The 22361-nt window shown below is 61.1% G+C and carries 22 protein-coding genes; 20 read left to right on the forward strand and 2 right to left on the reverse strand.

The annotated features are described in order from the left end of the window. Window positions 1–32 precede the first annotated feature (32 nt). The 7 genes from HU729_RS01340 to HU729_RS01370 all read left to right on the forward strand — a co-directional run bounded on the left by HU729_RS01340 (window position 33) and on the right by HU729_RS01370 (window position 5163). Window positions 33–854, forward strand: coding sequence for a transporter substrate-binding domain-containing protein (locus HU729_RS01340; RefSeq protein ID WP_186707975.1), 822 nt, complete (start codon window positions 33–35; stop codon window positions 852–854). 9 nt (window positions 855–863) lie between these two features. Further along, window positions 864–1217 carry a DUF4398 domain-containing protein gene (locus HU729_RS01345; RefSeq protein ID WP_065864902.1) on the forward strand — a complete coding sequence of 118 codons (354 nt, stop codon included), beginning with the start codon at window positions 864–866 and terminating at the stop codon, window positions 1215–1217. Next, window positions 1214–2029 carry an OmpA family protein gene (locus HU729_RS01350; RefSeq protein ID WP_186707977.1) on the forward strand — a complete coding sequence of 272 codons (816 nt, stop codon included), beginning with the start codon at window positions 1214–1216 and terminating at the stop codon, window positions 2027–2029. Before HU729_RS01345 ends, HU729_RS01350 begins: the two co-directional genes overlap by 4 nt. 179 nt (window positions 2030–2208) lie before the next feature. Continuing rightward, entirely contained in the window at window positions 2209–3651 is a 1443-nt protein-coding gene (locus tag HU729_RS01355; RefSeq protein ID WP_186666236.1) for a PLP-dependent aminotransferase family protein, read from the forward strand. Window positions 3652–3711: 60 nt separating this feature from the next. Beyond that, window positions 3712–4164 (forward strand): hypothetical protein, encoded by a 453-nt coding sequence (locus HU729_RS01360; protein ID WP_186666666.1) that lies wholly within the window; start codon window positions 3712–3714, stop codon window positions 4162–4164. Between the two features lie 107 nt (window positions 4165–4271). After that, on the forward strand, window positions 4272–4526 hold the full coding sequence (locus tag HU729_RS01365) for a YkgJ family cysteine cluster protein (RefSeq protein ID WP_186666234.1): 255 nt from the start codon (window positions 4272–4274) through the stop codon (window positions 4524–4526). 31 nt (window positions 4527–4557) lie between these two features. Next, window positions 4558–5163, forward strand: a complete 606-nt coding sequence (locus tag HU729_RS01370; RefSeq protein WP_186707979.1) for an START domain-containing protein — start codon at window positions 4558–4560, stop codon at window positions 5161–5163. 71 nt (window positions 5164–5234) lie between these two features. Here the strand turns inward: HU729_RS01370 and gltA are convergent, their stop codons facing one another. After that, window positions 5235–6524, reverse strand: a complete 1290-nt coding sequence (gene gltA, locus HU729_RS01375) for a citrate synthase (protein ID WP_054894257.1) — start codon at window positions 6522–6524, stop codon at window positions 5235–5237. Between the two features lie 351 nt (window positions 6525–6875). Here gltA and sdhC point away from each other — a divergent pair, with 351 nt between their 5' ends. The 11 genes from sdhC to HU729_RS01430 all read left to right on the forward strand — a co-directional run bounded on the left by sdhC (window position 6876) and on the right by HU729_RS01430 (window position 20906). Further along, a complete protein-coding gene (gene sdhC, locus HU729_RS01380; RefSeq protein ID WP_023628897.1) occupies window positions 6876–7262 on the forward strand; it encodes a succinate dehydrogenase, cytochrome b556 subunit in 387 nt (128 codons plus the stop codon). Then, window positions 7256–7624, forward strand: a complete 369-nt coding sequence (gene sdhD, locus HU729_RS01385; protein WP_054894255.1) for a succinate dehydrogenase, hydrophobic membrane anchor protein — start codon at window positions 7256–7258, stop codon at window positions 7622–7624. Before sdhC ends, sdhD begins: the two co-directional genes overlap by 7 nt. A 3-nt stretch (window positions 7625–7627) precedes the next feature. Then, window positions 7628–9400 carry a succinate dehydrogenase flavoprotein subunit gene (gene sdhA, locus HU729_RS01390; RefSeq protein ID WP_054894254.1) on the forward strand — a complete coding sequence of 591 codons (1773 nt, stop codon included), beginning with the start codon at window positions 7628–7630 and terminating at the stop codon, window positions 9398–9400. Between the two features lie 11 nt (window positions 9401–9411). Further along, window positions 9412–10116: a succinate dehydrogenase iron-sulfur subunit gene (locus HU729_RS01395; RefSeq protein ID WP_012315348.1), complete on the forward strand. Its 705-nt coding sequence runs from the start codon at window positions 9412–9414 to the stop codon at window positions 10114–10116. A gap of 244 nt (window positions 10117–10360) precedes the next feature. Further along, entirely contained in the window at window positions 10361–13192 is a 2832-nt protein-coding gene (locus HU729_RS01400) for a 2-oxoglutarate dehydrogenase E1 component (protein WP_186666232.1), read from the forward strand. Window positions 13193–13234: 42 nt separating this feature from the next. Then, entirely contained in the window at window positions 13235–14455 is a 1221-nt protein-coding gene (odhB, locus tag HU729_RS01405; protein ID WP_186666231.1) for a 2-oxoglutarate dehydrogenase complex dihydrolipoyllysine-residue succinyltransferase, read from the forward strand. A gap of 95 nt (window positions 14456–14550) precedes the next feature. Then, window positions 14551–15987, forward strand: coding sequence for a dihydrolipoyl dehydrogenase (gene lpdA / locus HU729_RS01410; RefSeq protein WP_054894251.1), 1437 nt, complete (start codon window positions 14551–14553; stop codon window positions 15985–15987). A gap of 170 nt (window positions 15988–16157) precedes the next feature. After that, on the forward strand, window positions 16158–17324 hold the full coding sequence (sucC, locus tag HU729_RS01415; protein WP_011534748.1) for an ADP-forming succinate--CoA ligase subunit beta: 1167 nt from the start codon (window positions 16158–16160) through the stop codon (window positions 17322–17324). Next, window positions 17324–18208 carry a succinate--CoA ligase subunit alpha gene (gene sucD / locus HU729_RS01420; RefSeq protein WP_016393102.1) on the forward strand — a complete coding sequence of 295 codons (885 nt, stop codon included), beginning with the start codon at window positions 17324–17326 and terminating at the stop codon, window positions 18206–18208. Before sucC ends, sucD begins: the two co-directional genes overlap by 1 nt. 388 nt (window positions 18209–18596) lie before the next feature. Further along, window positions 18597–19910: a branched-chain amino acid transport system II carrier protein gene (gene brnQ, locus HU729_RS01425; protein ID WP_054894250.1), complete on the forward strand. Its 1314-nt coding sequence runs from the start codon at window positions 18597–18599 to the stop codon at window positions 19908–19910. A gap of 246 nt (window positions 19911–20156) precedes the next feature. Continuing rightward, a complete protein-coding gene (locus tag HU729_RS01430; RefSeq protein WP_186707981.1) occupies window positions 20157–20906 on the forward strand; it encodes a DUF599 family protein in 750 nt (249 codons plus the stop codon). A gap of 82 nt (window positions 20907–20988) precedes the next feature. Here HU729_RS01430 and HU729_RS01435 read toward each other — a convergent pair whose 3' ends face one another. Continuing rightward, window positions 20989–21264 (reverse strand): hypothetical protein, encoded by a 276-nt coding sequence (locus HU729_RS01435; RefSeq protein WP_054894248.1) that lies wholly within the window; start codon window positions 21262–21264, stop codon window positions 20989–20991. A 155-nt stretch (window positions 21265–21419) separates the two neighbouring features. On the opposite strand from HU729_RS01435, the gene HU729_RS01440 reads away from it, so the two are divergent. Continuing rightward, window positions 21420–21896 carry a PaaI family thioesterase gene (locus tag HU729_RS01440; protein ID WP_186707983.1) on the forward strand — a complete coding sequence of 159 codons (477 nt, stop codon included), beginning with the start codon at window positions 21420–21422 and terminating at the stop codon, window positions 21894–21896. Next, the gene (locus HU729_RS01445) at window positions 21893–22351 is read left to right on the forward strand and encodes a PaaI family thioesterase (protein ID WP_186666227.1); all 459 of its coding nucleotides are present in this window, start codon (window positions 21893–21895) and stop codon (window positions 22349–22351) included. The genes HU729_RS01440 and HU729_RS01445 overlap by 4 nt, the downstream gene beginning before the upstream one ends. The last annotated feature ends 10 nt before the right edge of the window (window positions 22352–22361 follow it).

Raw genomic sequence — 22361 nt, forward strand, 5'->3', positions numbered from 1 at the left:
TTTTTTTTGCATGGCTGGCAAGGAGTAGGGTAATGGCGTTTGGCAGAACGGGTCGGTTGCTGGCCTGCATGGTGGCCTTGGCATCCTCGCAGGCGATGGCCGCCGGCAAATGTGAAAAGCTGGTGGCCACCGGCAGCCCGGATGCACCGCCGTACTCCTGGCAGGACCCGAAAGACTCTCGGCACCTGATCGGTGCCAACGTCGACCTGCTGCGTCAGGTGGCGGACGAGTTGGGGGTGCGGGTCGAGGTGCTGCATGCCGGGCGCCGCGAGCAGGCGCTGGAAGAGGTGCGCAGCGGGCGGATGGACCTGTTGCTGGATACGCCGATGCAAGTCGGTCAGTTGACTGCGCTGGACTACATCCATCCACCCCTGCAGCTCAACGAGTACCTGGTCTGGACCCGCCACGACTCCGCACTGGATTTCGACGGTCCGGCGGATCTGGCCCGCTATCAGGGCAGCCTTTCGGAGAAGGCCCGGCTGACCCCGGCGTTCGAAGCGTTCGCCAAGTCCCAGCTTAAGCTGGTGCCTGCGCAGAATCTTACCCAGGCCTTCCAGAAGCTGGTGCTGGGGCAGGTCGATTACGTATTGGCGGGGCGCTATTCGGGGATGGCCATGACCCAGAGCCTGGGCATGAGCAACGACCTTGTCGCGCGCGGCCTGCCAGTGGATCGTCCGGGGCTGTACCTGGCCGTGTCGCACAATTCGGCCTGTAACGATGCCTGGCTGCGTGGGCAACTGGCTAAAAAGCTGACAGAATTGCCGATCTCTGGCGCCTCCGAGTCGGTGCTGCAGCGGAATGTGGAGCGCTGGAAAGCGCAGATGCAGATGACCGGGGACGCCCCCAAACAGTAGGAAGAATGCGTGAGAACCCAACCACTGATCCTGGTCCTGGCTTTTGCAGCCCTGGCCGGTTGTGCCAACGATCCGGCTCCTCATGAGCAGATGCGCCTGTCCGAGCAGGCGCTGGAGCAGGCCAAGGCTGTCGGCGCGACTGAGCAGGTCGAGGCGTTCAAGCTGGCCGAAGACAAGTTCGCTCGGGCCAAGACCAACATGGCCAGCGAAGATTTTCGTGATGCGCGCATGCGCGCCGAGCAGGCCGAGCTGGATGCGCGCCTGGCCGAGGCTCAGGTGTTGACCCAGAAAAGCGAAGAGCAGTTGAAGGTGACCGAGTCGCGGATCAAGCGCCTGCGCAAGCAGCTGGAGGTACAGCCATGAGCCGTACATTCAAGCCCGGCGCCGCCTTGGTCGTGCTGGCGTTGGCCGTCGGCCTGCAGGGTTGCGCGAGCCAGCGCAGCGAGTCGGCGCTGGACGATGCCACGGCTGCGTTCCAGAAGGTCAAGGACAACTCCGACGTGCTGCGCAGTGCGCCGCGTGATGTGATCCGTGCAGGTGAGTCGCTGGCGCGAGCAGAGCGCCTGGCCAGTTATGTCGGTAGCGGCACTGACGTACGCCACTATGCCTACCTCAGCCAGCGCTACAGCGAGATCGCCCGCGAGCATGCCAATCTGGCACTGAACCAGGAACGCCTGGCCAAGCTCGACCTGGAGCGCCAACGTCTGCAACTGGCGCTGCGTGAAGCGAAGCTGGCCAGCGTGCAGCAGCAGGGCAAGTGGGTCGAATCGCAGATCGCCGCACTGGCATCGGAGCAGGCCGACCGCGGCCTGGTGATGACGCTTGGGGACGTGCTGTTCGATACCGGCGAAGCGGAACTCAAGAACTCCGCCAGTCGCACGGTGCTCAAGCTGGTGCAGTTCCTGCAGCTCAATCCGCGCCGCGTGGTACGAATCGAGGGCTACACCGACAGCACCGGGGCGGCTGAAGACAACCTGAAGCTGTCCCGTGACCGCGCGCAGTCGGTGGCTGACATGCTGGTCGACCTGGGCATCGACGAGAAACGCATCGAGGTCCAGGGGTATGGCGACCAGTACCCGGTCGAGGTCAACGCCTCGGAGCGGGGCAGGGCGCAGAACCGCCGTGTGGAGATCGTGTTCTCCGATGAGAAGGGCAAGCTCGCGCCGCCGCGCTGAGGGCTGTTCGGGTGCTGCCTGGCACCCGTGCTGACGGTTCGTCTGTTCGCCGCTGTCAAGCAAGTGTAATGTCGACTATTCTCGGAACTGTCCCAGTACACTTTGCAACTGTTACGGTATTCTGTCTCGACTGTGAGTCGTACAAGAACAACGAACCCGTCCGCGCTTCGAGAATCACCATGACCAACCTGCTGTTGTACCAGCGCATTGCCCAGCAACTGGCCGATGACATCCGTCGCGGTGTCTACCAGCCAGGCGAGCGGGTGCCTTCCGTGCGCAAGATGAGCGCCCAGCTCAATGTCAGCCATGCCACGGTGCTGCAGGCCTACGCCAACCTCGAGGATCAGGGCCTGATTCGCGCCCGTCCGCAGTCTGGCTACTATGTCCACCAGACACCCGCCCTGACCGCGCAGACCCCGGATATCGCCCGGGTCGAACGCCCCGGGTTGGTTACCCGTGCCAGTATCATCCAGCAAGTGCTCACTGAAGCACGCCGCGATGGTGTTTTCCCTTTCGGGGCTGCTGTTCCGCATGTGGACTACTTGCCGGTTCGAGCGCTGCACCAGCAGATCGCCAAGGTGACGCGGTTCCACAGCCCGCGTGCCTTCAGCTACATGTTCAGCCCGGGGTTCGAGCCGCTGCGTCGGCAGATCGCCATTCGCATGCGTGACGCTGGCGTGCTGGTCGACCCGCGCGAGGTGATCGTCACCCATGGCTGTGTCGACGCCCTGCAGATGGCGCTGCGCGTGTTGACGCGTCCTGGCGACCTGATCGCCGCAGAGTCACCGACCTACTATGGGCTTCTGCAGTTGGCGGACCTGCTGGGTCTGAAGGTGATCGAGATCCCCAGCGACCCGTCCACCGGCATCAGCCTCGAGGCGCTGCAACTGGCCGCCAACCAATGGTCGATCAAGGCCCTGGTGCTGACGGCGCGCCTGAGCAACCCTCTGGGCGGGACCATTCCGGAAGAGCGGCAGAAACAGTTGCTGCGCCTGGCGTCAGACTTCGATATCCAGATCGTCGAGGACGATATCTATGGCGAGCTGATGTTCGAGCAGGGGCGAACCAAGGCGCTGAAGGCGTTCGACCGGCTGGATCGGGTGATTTACTGTTCGAGTTTCTCCAAGACGCTGTCGCCAGGGGTGCGCGTCGGCTGGATGATTCCTGGGCGCTACCAGGACGAAATCCAGCGCCTGCAGACCTTCACCACGCATTCGGCCTGCAGTGTCACCCAGATGGGCGTGGCGGCCTATCTCGAGAACGGCGGCTACGACCGTCACCTGCGCTTCATCCGTCAGGAGTACCGCAAGAACCTCAGCGCCTATCAGCTGGCGGTGCAGCAGCACTTCCCGGAAGGCACGCAGATGACTCGGCCGACGGGTGGGTTCATTCTCTGGGTCAGCCTGCCGGGGCGAGTCAATACTCAGGAGCTGCATGTGCGGGCGCTGGAGCAGGGCATCAGCATCGCGCCTGGCCTGATCTTCAGCAACACCGAGCAATTCAATCACTGCATCCGCCTCAATTGCGGGATTCCCTGGAGCAAGGAGGCAGAGCGGGCGGTGATGACCTTGGGGTTGCTGGCCCAACAATTGTGTCGAGAGTCTGCTGTCTCGATTTTGTAGCTTGTCATAAGGGCAGGGAACAGGGAGCATAAGCATTTTTATGCCATGCTCTTGATGCCCATGAATGCGTTTCGCCCTACTGCCCTGATGCTGTGTCTTGCGCTGTCCTGGTTGCCGGGGGCATCTGTGCAGGCTGCGCAGACGCATGCAAAGAGCGAAGTGTCCCAGGGCAAGACCGCCAAGCAAGCGGTAAAAACCCCGGCGAAGGCGGCCAGCAAGCCGGCAAGCAAGCCTAAGCCAAAGAGCAAGCCGGTCAGCAAGCCACTGCCCAATCCCAAGCTCGATCTCAGCCTGCCGAGCGAGATGGTTAAGAACCTCAAGCCGGATATCGGCAATGCCCCGTTGACGCGCAAGCCCTTGCTGCCGTCGATGTTCCCCGACAAACCCGCATCCGATGACAGCCCGTTCCAGCTCAATGGCCGGCTGATCAGCAACGAGATGCAGCTGCAGTTGCGCAACGACAGTCGCCGTGATGTCGAGGGTGCTGCCATCGATTTCGAATTTCGCAACTGACTACCGAGTCACTTCGGATTTCATCGGCTCGGTAATTTCAAACATATGTTTGAGCGGTTAGTATCCAGGGATGTCCGTCCCGTTCAGCTCCAGGGAGTCCAGTTGTCATGAAATGCCGTGAGGGCTGCGGTGCCTGCTGCATTGCCCCGTCCATCAGTTCGCCGATCCCTGGCATGCCCCAGGGCAAGCCGGCGGGCGAGCGTTGCCTGCACCTGTCCGTGGACAATCTTTGCGCCTTGTTCGGCAAGCCCGAACGGCCAAAGGTCTGTGGCGGGTTCAAGGCGGAGGTGGATGTCTGCGGTAGCGATCGCGACGATGCGATCAGGATCATTGGCTGGCTGGAGCAGATGACGGCGGCGTGACGTTTGGATCTTCGACAAAAGGAACAAGATGATGAGATCGATCAAGCGCGTTGTACTGCTGTGTGGCATGGGTGTCTTGCTGGCGCCGACGGCCTGGGCTGAGAATTGGCAGGTGGCCAAGGACGAGGAGGGTATCAAGGTGTCCCTCAGCGAGGTGGCGGGCTCCAAGTACAAGGCCTATCGCGGGGTGACCTTGATCAAGGCGCCACTGGCCAAGGTCAAGGCGCTGCAGGAGGATGTGGCCGGTGCCTGCGCCTGGGTGCATGAGTGCAAGTCGCAGAAGCTGCTCAAGCATGAAGGTGACCAGAGCTGGACCTACACCCAGTTCAATACGCCATGGCCCGTGACGCCGCGCGATTCGATCCTGCATGTCACCACGGTGCAGGAGGCTGATGGCAGCCTTACCCGCAAGCTCGAGGGTGAGCCGAAGTACCTGCCGGAGGAAAAGGGCTTCGTGCGCGTGGCGCAGGTCGAGGGCTTCTGGAAGCTGGTGCCCAAGGGCGACAGTACCGAGGTGACCTATCAGGTGCACACCGAGCCGGGTGGTAGCGTGCCTTCGTGGTTGGCCAACAAGTTCGTGGTGGATGCGCCGTTCAATACGCTGAAGGGCTTGCGTGAGCGGGCCGAGAAGAACTGAGGTTCTTTCGTCTAATGGCCCAATGAAAAAGGCTGCCGGAGGGCAGCCTTTTTGCGTTCAGCCTGGGCGGCTTACTTGCGGTCTTTCAGTGCGGTGATGTCGCGCTGCGGCTCGCCGGTGTACAGCTGGCGCGGACGGCCAATCTTGTATGGGCCGGAGAGCATTTCCTTCCAGTGCGAGATCCAGCCCACGGTACGTGCCAGGGCGAAGATCACGGTGAACATGCTGGTTGGAATGCCGATCGCCTTGAGGATGATCCCCGAGTAGAAGTCGACGTTCGGGTACAGCGAGCGCTCGATGAAGTAAGGATCGGTCAGGGCGATCTCTTCCAGGCGCATCGCCAGTTCCAGCTGCGGGTCGTCCTTGATGCCCAGCTCGCGCAGGACTTCGTCGCAGGTCTGCTTCATCACGGTGGCGCGCGGGTCGCGGTTCTTGTAGACGCGGTGACCGAAGCCCATCAGCTTGAACGGATCGTTCTTGTCCTTGGCCTTGGCGATGAACTTGTCGATGTTCGAGACATCGCCGATTTCATCGAGCATGGTCAGGACCGCTTCGTTCGCGCCGCCGTGGGCAGGGCCCCACAGTGCAGCGATACCGGCGGCGATACAGGCGAACGGGTTGGCACCCGAGGAGCCGGCCAGGCGCACGGTGGAGGTGGAGGCGTTCTGTTCGTGGTCGGCATGGAGGATGAAGATCCGGTCCATCGCCTTGGCCAGCACCGGGCTGATCGGTTTGATCTCGCACGGGGTGTTGAACATCATGTGCAGGAAGTTTTCTGCGTACGACAGGTCGTTGCGCGGGTACATCATGGGCTGGCCCATGGAGTACTTGTACACCATCGCTGCCAGCGTCGGCATCTTCGCGACCAGGCGCACGGCGGAGATTTCGCGGTGCTGCGGGTTATTGATGTCCAGCGAGTCGTGATAGAACGCCGACAGGGCGCCGACCACGCCACACATGACGGCCATCGGGTGGGCGTCGCGGCGGAAGCCGTTGAAGAAGGACTTCAGCTGCTCGTGGACCATGGTGTGGTTCTTCACGGTGCTGACGAACTGGGCTTTCTGCTCTGCGTTCGGCAGTTCGCCGTTGAGCAGCAGATAGCAGGTTTCCAGGTAGTCCGATTGCTCGGCGAGCTGTTCGATCGGGTAGCCGCGGTGCAGCAGCACGCCCTTGTCGCCGTCGATGTAGGTGATCTTCGACTCGCACGAGGCGGTCGCCATGAAACCAGGGTCGAAGGTGAAGTGACCGGATGCCCCCAACCCGCGGACGTCGATAACATCGGGACCAACGGTGCCGGTTAAAATGGGCAGCTCTACGGGGGCTGCGCCCTCGATGACCAACTGCGCTTTTTTGTCAGCCATGTGGCCTCCTATTAATGCTTGAAATCATCAGACAGACCCCCCACGCAGGGCCCGCACCACTATAGAGGGATAAATTCGAATGTCAATTTGCCTAAAGGCTGGTTGAAACACCCTCCAAGCCCATGATTTTCACGAAATTGCCGCCCATTTACGCCTTTTGTTCGCTAAAGGCAATGCGCTATTCGGGCGAGCCCCTCACGTTGTCATAAGCAGCCTAACTGTCTATACTCGGCAGCCGACTCCCAGGGGCTTTCCAGCCCGCCCTGCTGGGTGTCGTGTTCTCTTCGGTGGTGGGTACCTGACCAGTACACTTACCAACAACTTTGCCCTGTTCGCTAGGGGCTCTTCAGTGTGAAAAAAGCCGTGAAAAGCCAACGACCTGTAAACCTAGACCTAAGGACCATCAAACTCCCGATCACCGCGTACACGTCCATTCTTCACCGTATTTCCGGCGTCATCCTGTTCCTCGGCCTTGCCATCATGCTGTACGCATTGGGCAAGTCGCTGGGTTCCGAGGAAGGCTTTGCCGAGGTGAAGGCGTGTCTGACCAGTCCGCTGGCCAAACTGGTGACCTGGGGCCTGCTGTCCGGCCTGCTGTATCACCTCGTCGCAGGTGTTCGCCACCTGATCATGGACATGGGTGTCGGTGAGACGCTGGAAGGCGGCAAGCTGGGCTCGAAAATCGTGATCGTCATCTCCGTGGTGCTGATCGTTCTGGCGGGAGTTTGGGTATGGTAACTAATGTCACGAACCTGTCGCGTTCGGGCCTCTATGACTGGATGGCGCAGCGCGTCTCGGCGGTCGTTCTCGCGGCTTACTTCATCTTCCTGATCGGCTACCTCGCGATCCACCCGGGCATCGACTATGCCCAGTGGCACGCTCTGTTCTCCAACAACGCGATGCGGATCTTCAGTCTGCTGGCACTTGTCGCACTGGGCGCTCACGCCTGGGTCGGCATGTGGACCATCGCCACCGACTACCTGACACCGATGTCGTTCGGCAAGTCGGCGACTGCGATTCGTTTCCTGTTCCAGGCGGTATGCGGCGTTGCGATGTTCGCTTACTTCGTCTGGGGTGTGCAGATTCTCTGGGGTATCTGATTCATGGCTAACATTCCAACCATTTCCTTCGACGCCATCATCATCGGTGGCGGCGGTGCGGGCATGCGCGCCGCACTGCAGCTGGCTCAAGGCGGCCACAAGACCGCAGTAGTCACCAAGGTGTTCCCGACCCGTTCGCACACCGTTTCCGCCCAGGGCGGCATCACCTGCGCCATCGCTTCGGCCGACCCGAACGACGACTGGCGCTGGCACATGTACGATACCGTCAAGGGTTCCGACTACATCGGTGACCAGGACGCTATCGAATACATGTGTCAGGAAGGCCCGGCTGCGGTCTTCGAGCTGGACCACATGGGCCTGCCGTTCTCGCGTACCGAAACCGGCCGTATCTACCAGCGTCCGTTCGGTGGCCAGTCCAAGGACTTCGGCAAGGGCGGCCAGGCCGCGCGTACTTGCGCCGCGTCCGACCGTACCGGCCACGCCCTGCTGCACACCCTCTATCAGGGCAACCTGAAGGCGGGCACCACCTTCCTCAACGAGTACTACGCCGTTGACCTGGTCAAGAACCAGGACGGCGCTTTCGTCGGTGTGATCGCGATCTGCATCGAAACCGGCGAAACCATGTACATCAAGTCCAAGGCCACCGTTCTGGCCACTGGCGGTGCGGGCCGTATCTACGCTTCCACGACCAACGCCCTGATCAACACCGGTGACGGTATCGGCATGGCCCTGCGTGCAGGCGTACCGGTACAGGACATCGAGATGTGGCAGTTCCACCCCACCGGCATCGCCGGCGCCGGTGTACTGGTCACCGAGGGTTGCCGCGGTGAGGGTGGCTACCTGATCAACGCCCACGGCGAGCGCTTCATGGAGCGTTACGCGCCGAACGCGAAGGACCTGGCTGGCCGCGACGTGGTCGCCCGTTCCATGGTCAAGGAAATCATCGCCGGCAACGGCGTGGGCCCGAACAAGGACCACGTACTGCTGAAGCTGGACCACCTGGGCGAGGAAGTGCTGCACAGCCGCCTGCCAGGTATCTGCGAACTGTCCAAGACCTTCGCCCACGTCGACCCGGTGGTCGCGCCGGTTCCGGTCGTACCGACCTGCCACTACATGATGGGCGGCGTTGCCACCAACATTCATGGCCAGGCCATCACCATGGACGCCGAAGGCAAGGATCAAATCATCCCAGGCCTGTTCGCTGTGGGTGAAGTGGCGTGCGTATCGGTTCACGGTGCCAACCGCCTGGGCGGCAACTCGTTGCTCGACCTGGTGGTCTTCGGTCGCGCTGCCGGCCTGCACCTGGAAAAAGCACTGAGCGACGGCGTCGAGTACCGCGACGCGAGCGACACCGATGTCGACGTTGCCCTGAACCGCCTGAACAAGCTCAACGAGCGTACCACTGGCGAAGACGTTGCAAGCCTCAAGCGCGAGCTGCAGAGCTGCATGCAGAACTACTTCGGTGTATTCCGTACTGGCGAATACATGCAGAAGGGTATCGAGCAGCTGGCCGGCCTGCGTGACCGCATTGCCAACGTCAAGATCAACGACAAGTCCCAGGCCTTCAACACCGCGCGTATCGAAGCGCTGGAGCTGCAGAACCTGCTGGAAGTTGCCGAAGCGACCGCCATCGCAGCCGAAGCCCGTAAAGAGTCCCGCGGCGCTCACGCCCGTGAAGACTTCGAAGACCGTGACGACGAGAACTGGCTGTGCCACACCCTGTACTACCCGGGTGAGAAGCGCGTCGCCAAGCGTGGCGTCAACTTTGCGCCGAAGACAGTTCCAGCCTTCGAACCAAAAGTCCGGACTTACTAAGGGTGGCCGCTATGTTGAAAGTCGAAGTTTATCGTTACAACCCGGACACCGACTCGGCGCCCAAGATGGAGTCGTTCGACGTCGATACCGGTGGCAAGGACCTGATGGTGCTGGACGTACTGGCACTGATCAAGGAGAAGGACGAGGGCTTCTCGTACCGTCGCTCCTGCCGTGAAGGCGTTTGCGGTTCCGATGGCATGAACATGAACGGCAAGAACGGCCTGGCCTGCATCACCCCGCTGTCGGGTGTGGTCAAGGGCAACAAGCTGGTCCTGCGTCCGCTGCCAGGTTTGCCAGTCATTCGTGACCTGGTCGTCGATATGAGCATCTTCTACAAGCAGTACGAGAAGGTGAAGCCATTCCTGCAGAACGACACCCCGGCTCCGGCCATCGAGCGTCTGCAGTCGCCGGAAGATCGCGACAAGCTGGACGGTCTGTACGAGTGCATCCTGTGCGCTTGCTGCTCGACCTCCTGCCCATCGTTCTGGTGGAACCCGGACAAGTTCCTGGGCCCCGCCGCGTTGCTGCAGGCCTATCGTTTCCTGGCCGACAGCCGTGACACCAAGACGCAAGAGCGTCTGGCGTCGCTGGATGACCCGTTCAGCGTATTCCGCTGCCGCGGGATCATGAACTGCGTGAACGTCTGCCCGAAGGGTCTGAACCCGACCAAGGCGATCGGCCACGTACGTAACATGCTGCTGCAAAGCGGCACCTGATTCGAAAATGTTGCACCAGCAGTAAGCCGAAGCGCGGGTGGTGAGCCCGCGCCGAGGTAAAACCCGAGCAAGGGCCCAAAAAGCCCGCGCTCATTACCTATGAAGATATGAGACCAGCAGGGGCTTCCGGGCTGGTACCCGGAAAATCTGCAGGATCCAGGTGGCGTGGTTAGTCGCTGTGTTCGGACTTTTCCAGGTTTGCGTGGCTCTTGCCGATCCGTCCCCTAACCGAGGGTGACCAAGCATGCAAGAAAGCGTGATGCAGCGCATGTGGGAAAGCGCCCACCTTTCAGGTGGTAACGCTGCATATGTGGAAGAGCTCTACGAGCTCTACCTGCACGACCCTAACGCTGTGCCAGAAGAGTGGCGCACCTACTTCCAGAAGTTGCCCGCCGACGGCAGCACCGCTACCGACGTATCGCACTCTACGATCCGCGACCATTTCGTACTGCTGGCAAAGAACCAGCGCCGCGCCCAACCGGTTTCCGCCGGGAGCGTGAGCAGTGAACACGAGAAGAAGCAGGTTGAAGTGCTGCGACTGATCCAGGCCTATCGTATGCGCGGCCATCAGGCTGCCCAGCTCGACCCGTTGGGGTTGTGGCAGCGCCCTGCGCCCGTAGACCTGTCGATCAATCACTACGGCTTGACCAATGCCGACCTTGATACGACCTTCCGTGCCGGCGACCTGTTCATCGGCAAAGAGGAAGCGAGCCTACGCGAAATCTTCGAGGCGCTGCAGAAGACATATTGTCGCACCATTGGCGCCGAGTTCACCCACATCGTCGATTCCGAGCAACGCAGCTGGTTCCAGCAGCGCCTCGAAAGCGTTCGTGGCCGTCCTGACTTCTCCGTTGACGTGCAGACTCACCTGCTCGAGCGCGTTACCGCGGGCGAAGGCCTGGAAAAATACCTGGGCACCAAGTATCCGGGTACCAAGCGCTTCGGTCTGGAAGGCGGCGAAAGCCTGATTCCGATGCTGGACGAAATGATTCAGCGTTCCGGCTCCTACGGCACCAAGGAAGTCGTGATCGGCATGGCCCACCGTGGCCGTCTGAACGTGCTCGTCAACACCTTCGGCAAGAACCCGCGCGAGCTGTTCGACGAGTTCGAAGGCAAGAAGATGAACGAGCTGGGCTCCGGTGACGTGAAGTATCACCAGGGCTTCTCCAGCAACGTCATGACCCCTGGTGGTGAAGTCCACCTGGCAATGGCGTTCAACCCGTCCCACCTGGAAATCGTCTCGCCAGTGGTAGAGGGTTCGGTTCGTGCCCGCCAGGACCGCCGCAACGACACCGTTGGCGACAAGGTCCTGCCGATCTCGATCCACGGCGACGCGGCCTTCGCAGGCCAGGGCGTGGTCATGGAAACCTTCCAGATGTCGCAGACCCGCGGTTTCAAGACCGGCGGTACCGTGCACATCGTGATCAACAACCAGGTCGGCTTCACCATCAGCAACCCGCTGGACGCGCGCTCCACCGAGTACGCCACCGACGTGGCCAAGATGATCCAGGCGCCGATCCTGCACGTGAACGGCGACGATCCGGAAGCGGTGCTGTTCGTGACACAACTGGCCATCGACTACCGCATGCAGTTCAAGCGTGACGTGGTGATCGACCTGGTCTGCTACCGTCGTCGCGGCCACAACGAGGCCGACGAACCGAACGGCACCCAGCCGCTGATGTACCAGCAGATCACCAAGCAGCGCACCACCCGTGAGCTGTACGCCGACGCGCTGATTCAAGCCGGTCGCATCGACGCCGAGCGCGCCCAGGCCAAGATCGACGAATACCGCAACGCGCTGGACAACGGCCTGCACGTGGTCAAGAGTCTGGTCAAGGAGCCGAATCGCGAGCTGTTCGTCGACTGGCGTCCGTACCTGGGCCATGCCTGGACTGCGCGTCACGACACGCGCTTCGACCTCAAGACCCTTCAGGAACTGTCGGCCAAGCTGCTCGAGCTGCCAGAAGGTTTCGTCGTCCAGCGCCAGGTCGCCAAGATCTACGAAGACCGTCAGAAGATGCAGGCCGGTGGCTTGCCGATCAACTGGGGTTATGCAGAGACCATGGCCTACGCCACCCTGCAGTTCGAAGGTCACCCGATCCGCATGACCGGCCAGGACATCGGCCGTGGCACCTTCTCGCACCGTCACGCGGTGCTGCACAACCAGAAGGACGCCAGCACCTACGTTCCGCTGAAGAACCTGTTCCCAGGCCAGCCGAAGTTCGAACTGTACGACTCCTACCTGTCGGAAGAAGCCGTACTGGCCTTCGAATACGGCTACTCCACCACCACGCCGAATGCGCTGGTGATCTGGGAAGCCCAGTTCGGTGACTTCGCCAACGGTGCGCAGGTGGTGATCGACCAGTTCATCACCAGCGGCGAGCACAAGTGGGGTCGTCTGTGCGGCCTGACCATGCTGCTGCCGCACGGCTACGAAGGCCAGGGCCCCGAGCACTCCTCGGCCCGTCTGGAGCGTTACCTGCAGCTGTGCGCCGAGCACAACATCCAGGTGTGCGTGCCGACCACGCCGGCGCAGATCTACCACCTGCTGCGTCGTCAGGTCATCCGCCCGCTGCGCAAGCCGCTGATCGTGCTGACGCCAAAGTCGCTGCTGCGCCACAAGCTGGCCATCTCGACGCTGGAAGATCTGGCAGAAGGCTCGTTCCAGACAGTGATCCCGGAAATCGATGCCATCGATCCGGCCAAGGTCGAGCGCCTGGTGCTGTGCAGCGGCAAGGTCTACTACGACCTGCTGGAAAAACGTCGTGCCGAAGGCCGCGAAGACATCGCCATCGTGCGTATCGAGCAGCTGTATCCGTTCCCTGAGGACGACCTGGTCGAGATCCTGGCGCCTTACACCAACCTCAAGCATGCAGTGTGGTGTCAGGAAGAGCCGATGAACCAGGGTGCCTGGTACAGCAGCCAGCATCACATGCGCCGTATCCTGGGCCGCCACAACAAGGCGCTGGTCCTGGAATACGCCGGTCGCGACGCTTCTGCCGCGCCAGCCTGTGGTTACGCATCGAAGCACGCCGAGCAGCAGGAAAAACTGCTGCAAGACGCGTTCACTGTCTAACGCCTTCGCGCACCTGAAACCGAATTTAAGGAAACACTGATAATGGCTATCGAGATCAAAGCCCCAACCTTCCCGGAATCGGTTGCCGATGGCACCGTTGCCACCTGGCACAAGAAGCCGGGCGAAGCCGTCAAGCGTGACGAGCTGATCGTCGACATCGAGACCGACAAGGTCGTCCTGGAAGTTCTGGCCACCGCTGATGGCGTGCTGGGCGACATCGTCAAGGGCGAGGGCGACACCGTCCTGTCCGACGAAGTCCTGGGTTCGATCGTTGAAGGTGGCGCCGCTGCTGCTGCGCCTGCTGCTGCCGCTGCTCCGGCTGCCGCTCCGGCCGCCGCCGCCGATGCAGGTGAGGACGACCCGGTTGCCGCGCCTGCCGCGCGCAAACTGGCCGAAGAGAACGGTATCGACCTGGCCACCGTTTCCGGTACAGGCAAAGGCGGTCGTATCACCAAGGAAGACGTGGTGGCTGCAGTCGCCAACAAGAAGTCGGCCCCTGCCGCACCTGCTGCCAAGCCGGCTGCCGCTGCCGCTGCTCCGGTTGTCGTCGCTGCTGGCGATCGCACCGAGAAGCGTGTGCCGATGACCCGTCTGCGCGCCAAGATCGCTGAGCGTCTGGTTGAAGCCCAGTCGAGCATGGCCATGCTGACTACCTTCAACGAAGTCGACATGACCGAAGTCATGGCCCTGCGTTCGAAGTACAAGGACCTGTTCGAGAAGACCCACAACGGCGTACGCCTGGGCTTCATGTCGTTCTTCGTCAAGGCCGCCACCGAGGCGCTGAAGCGCTTCCCGGCAGTCAACGCTTCGATCGATGGCAACGACATCGTTTACCATGGCTACGCGGACGTCGGCGTTGCCGTCTCCAGCGACCGTGGCCTGGTGGTACCGGTGCTGCGCAATGCCGAGTCGATGTCGCTGGCCGAGATCGAGAACGGCATCGCCACCTTCGGCAAGAAGGCCCGTGACGGCAAGCTGTCGATCGAAGAGATGACCGGCGGTACCTTCACCATCACCAACGGTGGTACCTTCGGTTCGATGATGTCGACCCCGATCGTCAACCCGCCGCAGGCCGCGATCCTGGGTATGCACAACATCATCCAGCGTCCGATGGCGATCAATGGCCAAGTGGTCATTCGCCCGATGATGTACCTGGCGCTGTCCTATGACCACCGCCTGATCGACGGCAAGGAAGCGGTAACCTTCCTGGTGACCATCAAGAACCTGCTGGAAGATCCGTCCCGTCTGCTGCTGGACATCTAATCACGCAGCTGCACGCTGCAGGCGACAGGCTCCCGACCGGAGCAGGTCGCCTTGCCGCGTGCGGCTTGTAGCTTGAAGCTGATAAGGAATCTTTTATGACCCAGAAATTCGACGTAGTGGTGATTGGTGCGGGTCCTGGCGGCTATGTTGCTGCCATCAAGGCTGCCCAACTTGGTCTGAAGACTGCCTGTATCGAGAAGTACACCGACGCCGAGGGCAAGCTGGCCCTGGGCGGCACCTGCCTGAACGTAGGTTGCATTCCTTCCAAGGCGCTGCTGGACAGCTCCTGGAAATACAAGGAAGCAAAAGAGAGCTTCAACGTCCACGGCATCTCCACTGGCGAAGTGAAGATGGACGTCGCCGCGATGGTTGGTCGCAAGGCTGGCATCGTCAAGAACCTGACCGGTGGCGTTGCCACCCTGTTCAAGGCCAACGGCGTTACTTCGATCCAGGGCCACGGCAAGCTGCTGGCTGGCAAGAAAGTCGAAGTCACCAAGGCTGACGGTACCACCGAAGTCATCGAAGCCGAGAACGTGATCCTGGCCTCCGGCTCGCGTCCGATCGACATCCCGCCGGCTCCGGTCGACCAGAATGTGATCGTCGACTCCACCGGCGCCCTGGAATTCCAATCGGTACCCAAGCGCCTGGGCGTGATCGGCGCTGGCGTCATCGGCCTGGAGCTGGGCTCGGTCTGGGCTCGCCTGGGTGCTGAAGTGACCGTGCTGGAAGCGCTGGACACCTTCCTGATGGCTGCCGACACCGCCGTGTCGAAAGAAGCTCAGAAGACCCTGACCAAGCAAGGCTTGGACATCAAGCTGGGCGCGCGCGTCACCGGCTCGAAAGTCAACGGCGACGAAGTCGAAGTGACCTACACCAACGCCGAAGGCGAGCAGAAGATCGTCTTCGACAAGCTGATCGTTGCGGTCGGCCGTCGTCCTGTGACCACCGATCTGCTGGCTGCCGATAGCGGTGTGAACATCGACGAGCGTGGCTACATCTTCGTCGACGACTACTGCGCCACCAGCGTGCCGGGCGTCTACGCCATCGGCGACGTAGTTCGCGGCATGATGCTGGCACACAAGGCCTCGGAAGAGGGCATCATGGTCGTCGAGCGCATCAAGGGCCACAAGGCTCAGATGAACTACGACCTGATCCCGTCGGTTATCTACACCCACCCGGAAATCGCCTGGGTCGGCAAGACCGAACAAGCATTGAAAGCCGAAGGCGTTGAGGTTAACGTGGGCACCTTCCCGTTCGCGGCCAGCGGCCGTGCGATGGCTGCCAACGACACCGGTGGCTTCGTCAAGGTCATCGCCGATGCCAAGACCGACCGCGTCCTGGGTGTTCACGTGATCGGCCCATCGGCTGCCGAGCTGGTTCAGCAAGGCGCGATCGCAATGGAATTCGGCACCAGTGCCGAGGACCTGGGCATGATGGTCTTCAGCCATCCGACCCTGTCCGAAGCGTTGCATGAAGCAGCGCTGGCTGTGAATGGCGGTGCCATTCACGTGGCCAACCGTAAGAAGCGTTAATTATAAAAACCACGGCGGGCTGCCCGTCGTGGGTCTTGCGTGCAAGATCCACCGCGGAATGTCCGCCGGACCGGGCCACCGGAAAAATCCGGGGTTAACGGTCACAGGTGGCGCGGCTCTGGAAACAGCGCAGCGCCGAAGCGCAGTACCTAACGAAGACGGTAAAAAGCATGAATCTTCACGAGTATCAGGGTAAACAGCTGTTCGCTGAGTACGGCCTGCCAGTTTCCAAGGGTTTCGCTGTCGATACCCCTGAGCAAGCCGCAGAAGCCTGCGACAAGATCGGCGGTTCCGAGTGGGTTGTAAAAGCCCAGGTCCACGCTGGTGGTCGCGGTAAGGCGGGCGGCGTCAAGCTGGTTCGCAGCAAGGAAGACGCCAAGGCGTTCGCTGCGCAGTGGTTGGGCAAGAATCTGGTGACCTACCAGACTGACGCCAACGGTCAACCAGTCTCCAAGATCCTGGTCGAATCCTGCACTGACATCGCCAAAGAGCTGTACCTGGGCGCTGTAGTGGATCGTTCGAGCCGTCGTATCGTGTTCATGGCTTCCACCGAAGGTGGCGTGGACATCGAGAAAGTCGCTCACGAAACTCCTGAGAAGATCCTCAAGGCTACCATCGACCCGCTGGTCGGCGCTCAGCCGTTCCAGGGTCGCGAGCTGGCTTTCCAGCTGGGCCTGGAAGGCAAGCAAGTACAACAGTTCGCCAAGATCTTCGTAGGTCTGGCCAAGCTGTTCAAGGACCATGACCTGGCCCTGCTGGAAGTGAACCCGCTGGTGATCAAGGCCGACGGCGACCTGCACTGCCTCGATGCCAAGATCAACATCGACGCCAACGCCATGTACCGTCAGCCTAAGCTGAAGACCTTCCACGACCCGTCCCAGGACGACGCCCGTGAAGCCCACGCTGCCAAGTTCGAACTGAACTACGTAGCGCTGGAAGGCAACATCGGCTGCATGGTCAACGGTGCCGGTCTGGCCATGGGTACCATGGACATCGTCAACCTGCACGGCGGCAAGCCAGCCAACTTCCTCGACGTTGGTGGTGGTGCTACCAAGGAACGCGTTACCGAAGCGTTCAAGATCATCCTGTCCGACAGCAATGTCGCGGCCGTTCTGGTCAACATCTTCGGTGGTATCGTTCGTTGCGACATGATTGCCGAAGGCATCATCGGTGCAGTGAAAGAAGTCGGCGTGAAAGTACCGGTCGTTGTCCGCCTCGAAGGCAACAACGCCGAACTGGGCGCTAAAGTACTGGCAGAAAGCGGTTTGAACATCATTGCGGCAACCAGCCTGACCGACGCTGCTCAACAAGTTGTCAAAGCTGCGGAGGGCAAGTAATGAGCGTCCTGATCAATAAAGACACCAAAGTCATCTGCCAGGGCTTCACCGGCTCGCAGGGTACTTTCCACTCCGAACAAGCCATCGCCTACGGCACCAAGATGGTCGGCGGCGTCACCCCAGGCAAGGGTGGCACCACCCACCTGGGCCTGCCGGTGTTCAACACCGTCAAGGAAGCCGTGGAAGCTACCGGCGCTGACGCTTCGGTCATCTACGTTCCGGCTCCGTTCTGCAAGGACTCGATCCTGGAAGCGGCCTTCGGCGGCATCAAGCTGATCGTCTGCATCACCGAAGGTATTCCTACCCTCGACATGCTGGACGCCAAGGTCAAGTGCGACGAGCTGGGTGTCACCCTGATCGGCCCTAACTGCCCAGGCGTCATCACTCCGGGCGAGTGCAAGATCGGCATCATGCCAGGCCACATCCACTTGCCAGGCAAGGTCGGTATCGTTTCCCGTTCCGGCACCCTGACCTACGAAGCGGTCAAGCAGACCACCGACGCCGGCTTCGGCCAATCGACCTGCGTCGGCATCGGCGGCGACCCGATCCCAGGCTCCAACTTCATCGACATCCTGAAGCTGTTCCAGGAAGACCCGAAGACCGAAGCGATCGTCATGATCGGTGAGATCGGCGGTTCGGCTGAAGAAGAAGCTGCTGCCTACATCAAGGCCAACGTCACCAAGCCTGTCGTTTCCTACATCGCTGGTGTTACCGCTCCTGCGGGCAAGCGTATGGGCCACGCTGGCGCCATCATCTCCGGCGGTAAAGGCACTGCAGACGAGAAATTCGCTGCACTGCAGGACGCTGGCGTGAAGACCGTGCGTTCCCTGGCTGACATCGGCAAGGCCCTGGCCGAGCTGACTGGCTGGGAAGCCAAGAAGTAAGTAACACGCTATACCCCCCACGCGCACAAAGGCCACCTTCGGGTGGCCTTTGTCGTTCTGGGTCGTCCCGCGATGGGCCCGGAAATGACAACTCAGATTATTCGATCGGGCCCATAGGGTTTTTCCAGCAGACGATGGTTTCAATCCGAGGATAATCCAGCCATCCTCGGTCACGCAGACGACAAACACATACGCACATCGGACAACCAGCACCATTGCAGTGCGTTTGCCCGGCAAATTCTGTAACCTACGCGTTCACTCTGTGCCCGTACCCCAAAAGGGAACGACACGCTAAACGGGTCTGGCTCATCAAGCCGGGCAGCATTTCCCTCATCCATGTGGAAATCCCTTCTCGAATCCCGATTTCAGCAGTGTGGTACTTCCTTAAATGAAAGTGTTAAAAGGCCAGGATATCCTGGCGCTTGGCTTTATGACGTTCGCGCTTTTCGTCGGTGCGGGCAATATCATCTTCCCGCCTATCGTTGGCCTGCAGTCCGGCCCGCACGTATGGATGGCGGCGCTGGGCTTCCTGGTCACCGCTGTGGGTCTGCCAGTCATTACCGTGGTTGCCCTGGCGAAGGTCGGTGGCGGGATGGATGCCCTGAGCAGCCCGATCGGCAAGTTCTTCGGCGGCCTGTTGGCGGCAGTCTGCTACCTCTCGGTCGGCCCGCTGTTCGCTACCCCGCGCACCGCGACCGTTTCGTTCGAGGTGGGTGTGGCGCCACTGACCGGTGAAAGCCCGCTGGCGCTGTTCATCTACAGCCTGGTGTACTTCGCTGTGGTGCTGGCCGTGTCGATGTATCCGGGCAAGCTGCTCGACACTGTCGGTCGCTTCCTGGCACCGCTGAAGATCATCGCCCTGGCGGTGCTCGGCATTGCTGCCTTCGCGCTGCCAGCGGGCTCGATTGGTGACGCGCAGCCGGCTTACGTCGCAGCTCCGTTCTCCCAAGGCTTCATCAATGGCTACCTGACCATGGATACCCTCGGTGCCCTGGTGTTCGGCATCGTCATCGTCAACGCCATCCGTTCGCGCGGTGTGGAGTCGCCCAAGCTGATCACTCGCTACGCCATCATCGCCGGCCTGATCGCCGGTGTCGGCCTGGCGCTGGTGTACATCAGCCTGTTCCGCCTCGGCGCCGGCAGCCATGAGATCGCTGCGAACGCGAGCAACGGTGCTGCGGTTCTGCATGCCTACGTGCAGCACACCTTCGGCTCGCTGGGCAGTGGTTTCCTGGCCGTGCTGATCGCGCTGGCCTGCCTGGTCACTGCCGTGGGGCTGACCTGTGCCTGTGCCGAGTACTTCAGCCAGATCCTGCCGCTGTCGTACCGTGCCCTGGTGGTGATCCTGGCGGGCTTCTCGCTGCTGATCTCGAACCTGGGCCTGACCAAGCTGATCATGTTCTCGATCCCGGTGCTGACCGCCATCTACCCGCCATGCATCGTGGTCGTGGGCCTGAGCTTCGTGAAGGACCTGTGGAACTCGCCGGTACGCATTCTCGCGCCGGTCATGCTCGTTTCGCTGCTGTTCGGCATGGTCGATGCGATCAAGGGCAGCAGCCTGGCGCACATCCTGCCGGACGCGGTGGCGCACTTGCCGCTGAGCGAGCAGGGCCTGGCCTGGCTGGTGCCTTCGGTGATCGCCCTGGCCGCCGCGGTGGTCTGTGATCGTCTGCTCGGCAAGCCACGCGAGGCGCTGGCCTGATGGGTGAAGCCTGCAGCGGGTGCTGGCCACAAGCCTATTGGCACTTGCTGGATGTTTGAACCCGAAGCCCCGTATCCGAAAGGATGCGGGGCTTTTTGCTGGCTACTGTTTCTGTAGGAGCGGGCTTGCCCGCGAACAGGCCCGCCCTGGCAAGATGGTTTTCACAACCTCAGTGTGCCTTTCATCGATAGCCAGCGTCGAATCCGCAGGCCAACCTCTTTATGCCCCGCCTTACGGAAACCCTGCATGACCTTCATCCAAAGCAATCTCCACAACCTGCTGGCCGTCGCCTGGTTTGCGCTGTGCTGGGGCGGCTACACCCGCTACGCCACCTGGAAGGGGCGCGACACTGCGTGCCTGGCCAGCGTCCTGCATCTCTACCGGGAAGATTGGATGCGTCGCATGCTGCTGCGCGACAACCGCATCGCCGACGCCAGCGTGATCGGCAACCTGGAGCGCAACGCGTCTTTTTTTGCCTCGAGCACTCTGATCATCCTGGCAGGCATCCTCACCGTGCTCGGCGCCTCCGATCGTGCGCTGTCGCTGTTAGCCGACCTGCCGCTGGTGCAGCAGGCCTCGCAGGGGATGTCGGAGATCAAGCTGCTGTGCCTGGCGCTGGTGTTCGTCTATGCCTTCTTCACCTTCAGCTGGTGCATGCGCCAATACAATTTTGCTGCGGTGCTGGTGGGGTCGGCGCCGATGATTGGTGAGCGGCAGGTCAGCGAGCTTGAGCGCAAGGCCTTCGCCTCGCGGGCGGCGCGGGTACTGTCGCTGGCGGCCAACCAGTTCAACCTTGGATTGCGTTCTTACTATTTCGGCATGGCCATGCTGAGTTGGTTCGTCAGCCCGTGGATGTTCATGCTGCTGAGTATCGGCGTCGTATTCATTCTGTACCGACGGGAGTTCCACTCCCATGTACTGGAAGTGATGGTCTTCACTCCCACCGAAAGTGTGCAGAGTGAAGCGGGCAAGGACACTTCGGTGAATATGAATTGATCAACGCTGACTGAAGCGTTTCATCAGTTAATTGCAGGTACAAAAAAACCCGACGCAAGTCGGGTTTTTCCGTTCAGCATAATTACTGCTTGGCAGGTTCGGCCGGAGCAGTGGAAGGCGCCGGGGTGGAAGGCTGGGCTTCCTCGGCGGCTTTCTGCTGCGCTTCGGCCTGATCTTTGGCGGCTTCGGCGTTTTCCTTGGCGGCCTCGTTCACTTTATCCTGAGCCTCGCCCATCTTCTCCTGGGCTTGCTCGGCATGTTGCTGTGCGTCCTGGGCTTTGTCTTCGCTCGCCTTGTCGCAAGCAGCCAGGCCCATGGCAGCGGCCAGCATCAGAGCAAAAGCAAAAGGTTTACGCATGGGGTGTTTCTCCTTGGTGGAATAACTTACTTGAAACCTTCGAGTCCATCCGCCAGCCATAAGTTCAACGTAGGTTGCAGATATATAACACCCCGTTCTATATCGACTTTTCCCTGGGTTTGTGAAATGTCGAGTCGGCAAGGAGTACGCGGACCATGAGTGAGACGGCCTTGATGGCGATGGCTGGACGTTTTCTTTCAGCGCTCAGGCATTGCCAGGTGTTGCAGATGCGTGTCCATCACGCTGATGCCGAGGGCATGACCCTGATACTGCCCTGGTCGGAAGCGATCGTTGGCAATCCACAGACTGGCGCCGTCCATGGCGGTGTGCTGACCACGCTGATGGACACCACCTGCGGCATGGCCACCCTTTGTGTACTGCCGCAGTTCGAAGTCTGCCCGACCCTGGACCTGCGTATCGACTACATGCATCCTGCGCAGCCTGGCAAGGACATCCATGGCCATGCCCAATGTTATCGCGTCACCCGTGATGTGATCTTCACCCGCGGTACGGCCTATCAGGACGACCCTGCTCAGCCGATCTGTCAGGTGGTCGGCACCTTCATGCGTCTTGGGCAGGAGGCCCGAGGTGGTATCCGTTTCGGCAGAGGCCTCAAGGAGGGCAGGGCATGATTCCCGAGGATGTTCGCAAGCAGCTGATTCAGGCCCATGCCCGCGGCGACTATGCGCCGTTGCTGGCGCTGATTCCCTACGCCGCGCTTATCGGCATCGAATGCGAGCGCCAGGGCGATGACCTGCTGTTCCGCCTGCCGGCCAATCAGGACAACATCGGCAACCCCTTGCTGCCGGCCATCCATGGAGGTGTCATTGCAGGTTTCATGGAGCTTTCGGCGGCGCTCTATTTGTTGATCTTCAGCGAAAGCCTCAGTATTCCCAAGATCATCGACTTCTCCATCGACTACCTGCGCGCCGGGCACTACCGCGACACTTATGCCCAGTGCCAGCTATGGCGCCAAGGCCGTCGAGTGACCAACGTGGCGATCACCGCCTGGCAAGGCGATCGCGACTCGCCCATCGCCACCGCTCGGGCGCATTTCAAGATCGAACCGCATAAGCCCTTGAAATAGTCGGACATGC

Source organism: Pseudomonas sp. RW10S2 (assembly GCF_014268985.1).
Classification (GTDB): Bacteria; Pseudomonadota; Gammaproteobacteria; order Pseudomonadales; family Pseudomonadaceae; genus Aquipseudomonas; species Aquipseudomonas wayambapalatensis.

Coding starts and splice junctions, on each gene's coding strand:
- HU729_RS01340 (WP_186707975.1), top strand. CDS start 33: ATGGCGTTTGGCAGAACGGGTCGGTTGCTGGCCTGCATGGTGGCCTTG.
- HU729_RS01400 (WP_186666232.1), top strand. CDS start 10,361: ATGCAAGAAAGCGTGATGCAGCGCATGTGGGAAAGCGCCCACCTTTCA.
- HU729_RS01360 (WP_186666666.1), top strand. CDS start 3,712: ATGAATGCGTTTCGCCCTACTGCCCTGATGCTGTGTCTTGCGCTGTCC.
- brnQ (WP_054894250.1), top strand. CDS start 18,597: ATGAAAGTGTTAAAAGGCCAGGATATCCTGGCGCTTGGCTTTATGACG.
- gltA (WP_054894257.1), bottom strand. CDS start 6,524: ATGGCTGACAAAAAAGCGCAGTTGGTCATCGAGGGCGCAGCCCCCGTA.
- HU729_RS01445 (WP_186666227.1), top strand. CDS start 21,893: ATGATTCCCGAGGATGTTCGCAAGCAGCTGATTCAGGCCCATGCCCGC.
- sucD (WP_016393102.1), top strand. CDS start 17,324: ATGAGCGTCCTGATCAATAAAGACACCAAAGTCATCTGCCAGGGCTTC.
- lpdA (WP_054894251.1), top strand. CDS start 14,551: ATGACCCAGAAATTCGACGTAGTGGTGATTGGTGCGGGTCCTGGCGGC.
- HU729_RS01430 (WP_186707981.1), top strand. CDS start 20,157: ATGACCTTCATCCAAAGCAATCTCCACAACCTGCTGGCCGTCGCCTGG.
- sucC (WP_011534748.1), top strand. CDS start 16,158: ATGAATCTTCACGAGTATCAGGGTAAACAGCTGTTCGCTGAGTACGGC.
- odhB (WP_186666231.1), top strand. CDS start 13,235: ATGGCTATCGAGATCAAAGCCCCAACCTTCCCGGAATCGGTTGCCGAT.
- HU729_RS01350 (WP_186707977.1), top strand. CDS start 1,214: ATGAGCCGTACATTCAAGCCCGGCGCCGCCTTGGTCGTGCTGGCGTTG.
- HU729_RS01440 (WP_186707983.1), top strand. CDS start 21,420: ATGAGTGAGACGGCCTTGATGGCGATGGCTGGACGTTTTCTTTCAGCG.
- sdhD (WP_054894255.1), top strand. CDS start 7,256: ATGGTAACTAATGTCACGAACCTGTCGCGTTCGGGCCTCTATGACTGG.
- sdhA (WP_054894254.1), top strand. CDS start 7,628: ATGGCTAACATTCCAACCATTTCCTTCGACGCCATCATCATCGGTGGC.
- HU729_RS01355 (WP_186666236.1), top strand. CDS start 2,209: ATGACCAACCTGCTGTTGTACCAGCGCATTGCCCAGCAACTGGCCGAT.
- HU729_RS01435 (WP_054894248.1), bottom strand. CDS start 21,264: ATGCGTAAACCTTTTGCTTTTGCTCTGATGCTGGCCGCTGCCATGGGC.
- HU729_RS01365 (WP_186666234.1), top strand. CDS start 4,272: ATGAAATGCCGTGAGGGCTGCGGTGCCTGCTGCATTGCCCCGTCCATC.
- HU729_RS01395 (WP_012315348.1), top strand. CDS start 9,412: ATGTTGAAAGTCGAAGTTTATCGTTACAACCCGGACACCGACTCGGCG.
- HU729_RS01370 (WP_186707979.1), top strand. CDS start 4,558: ATGAGATCGATCAAGCGCGTTGTACTGCTGTGTGGCATGGGTGTCTTG.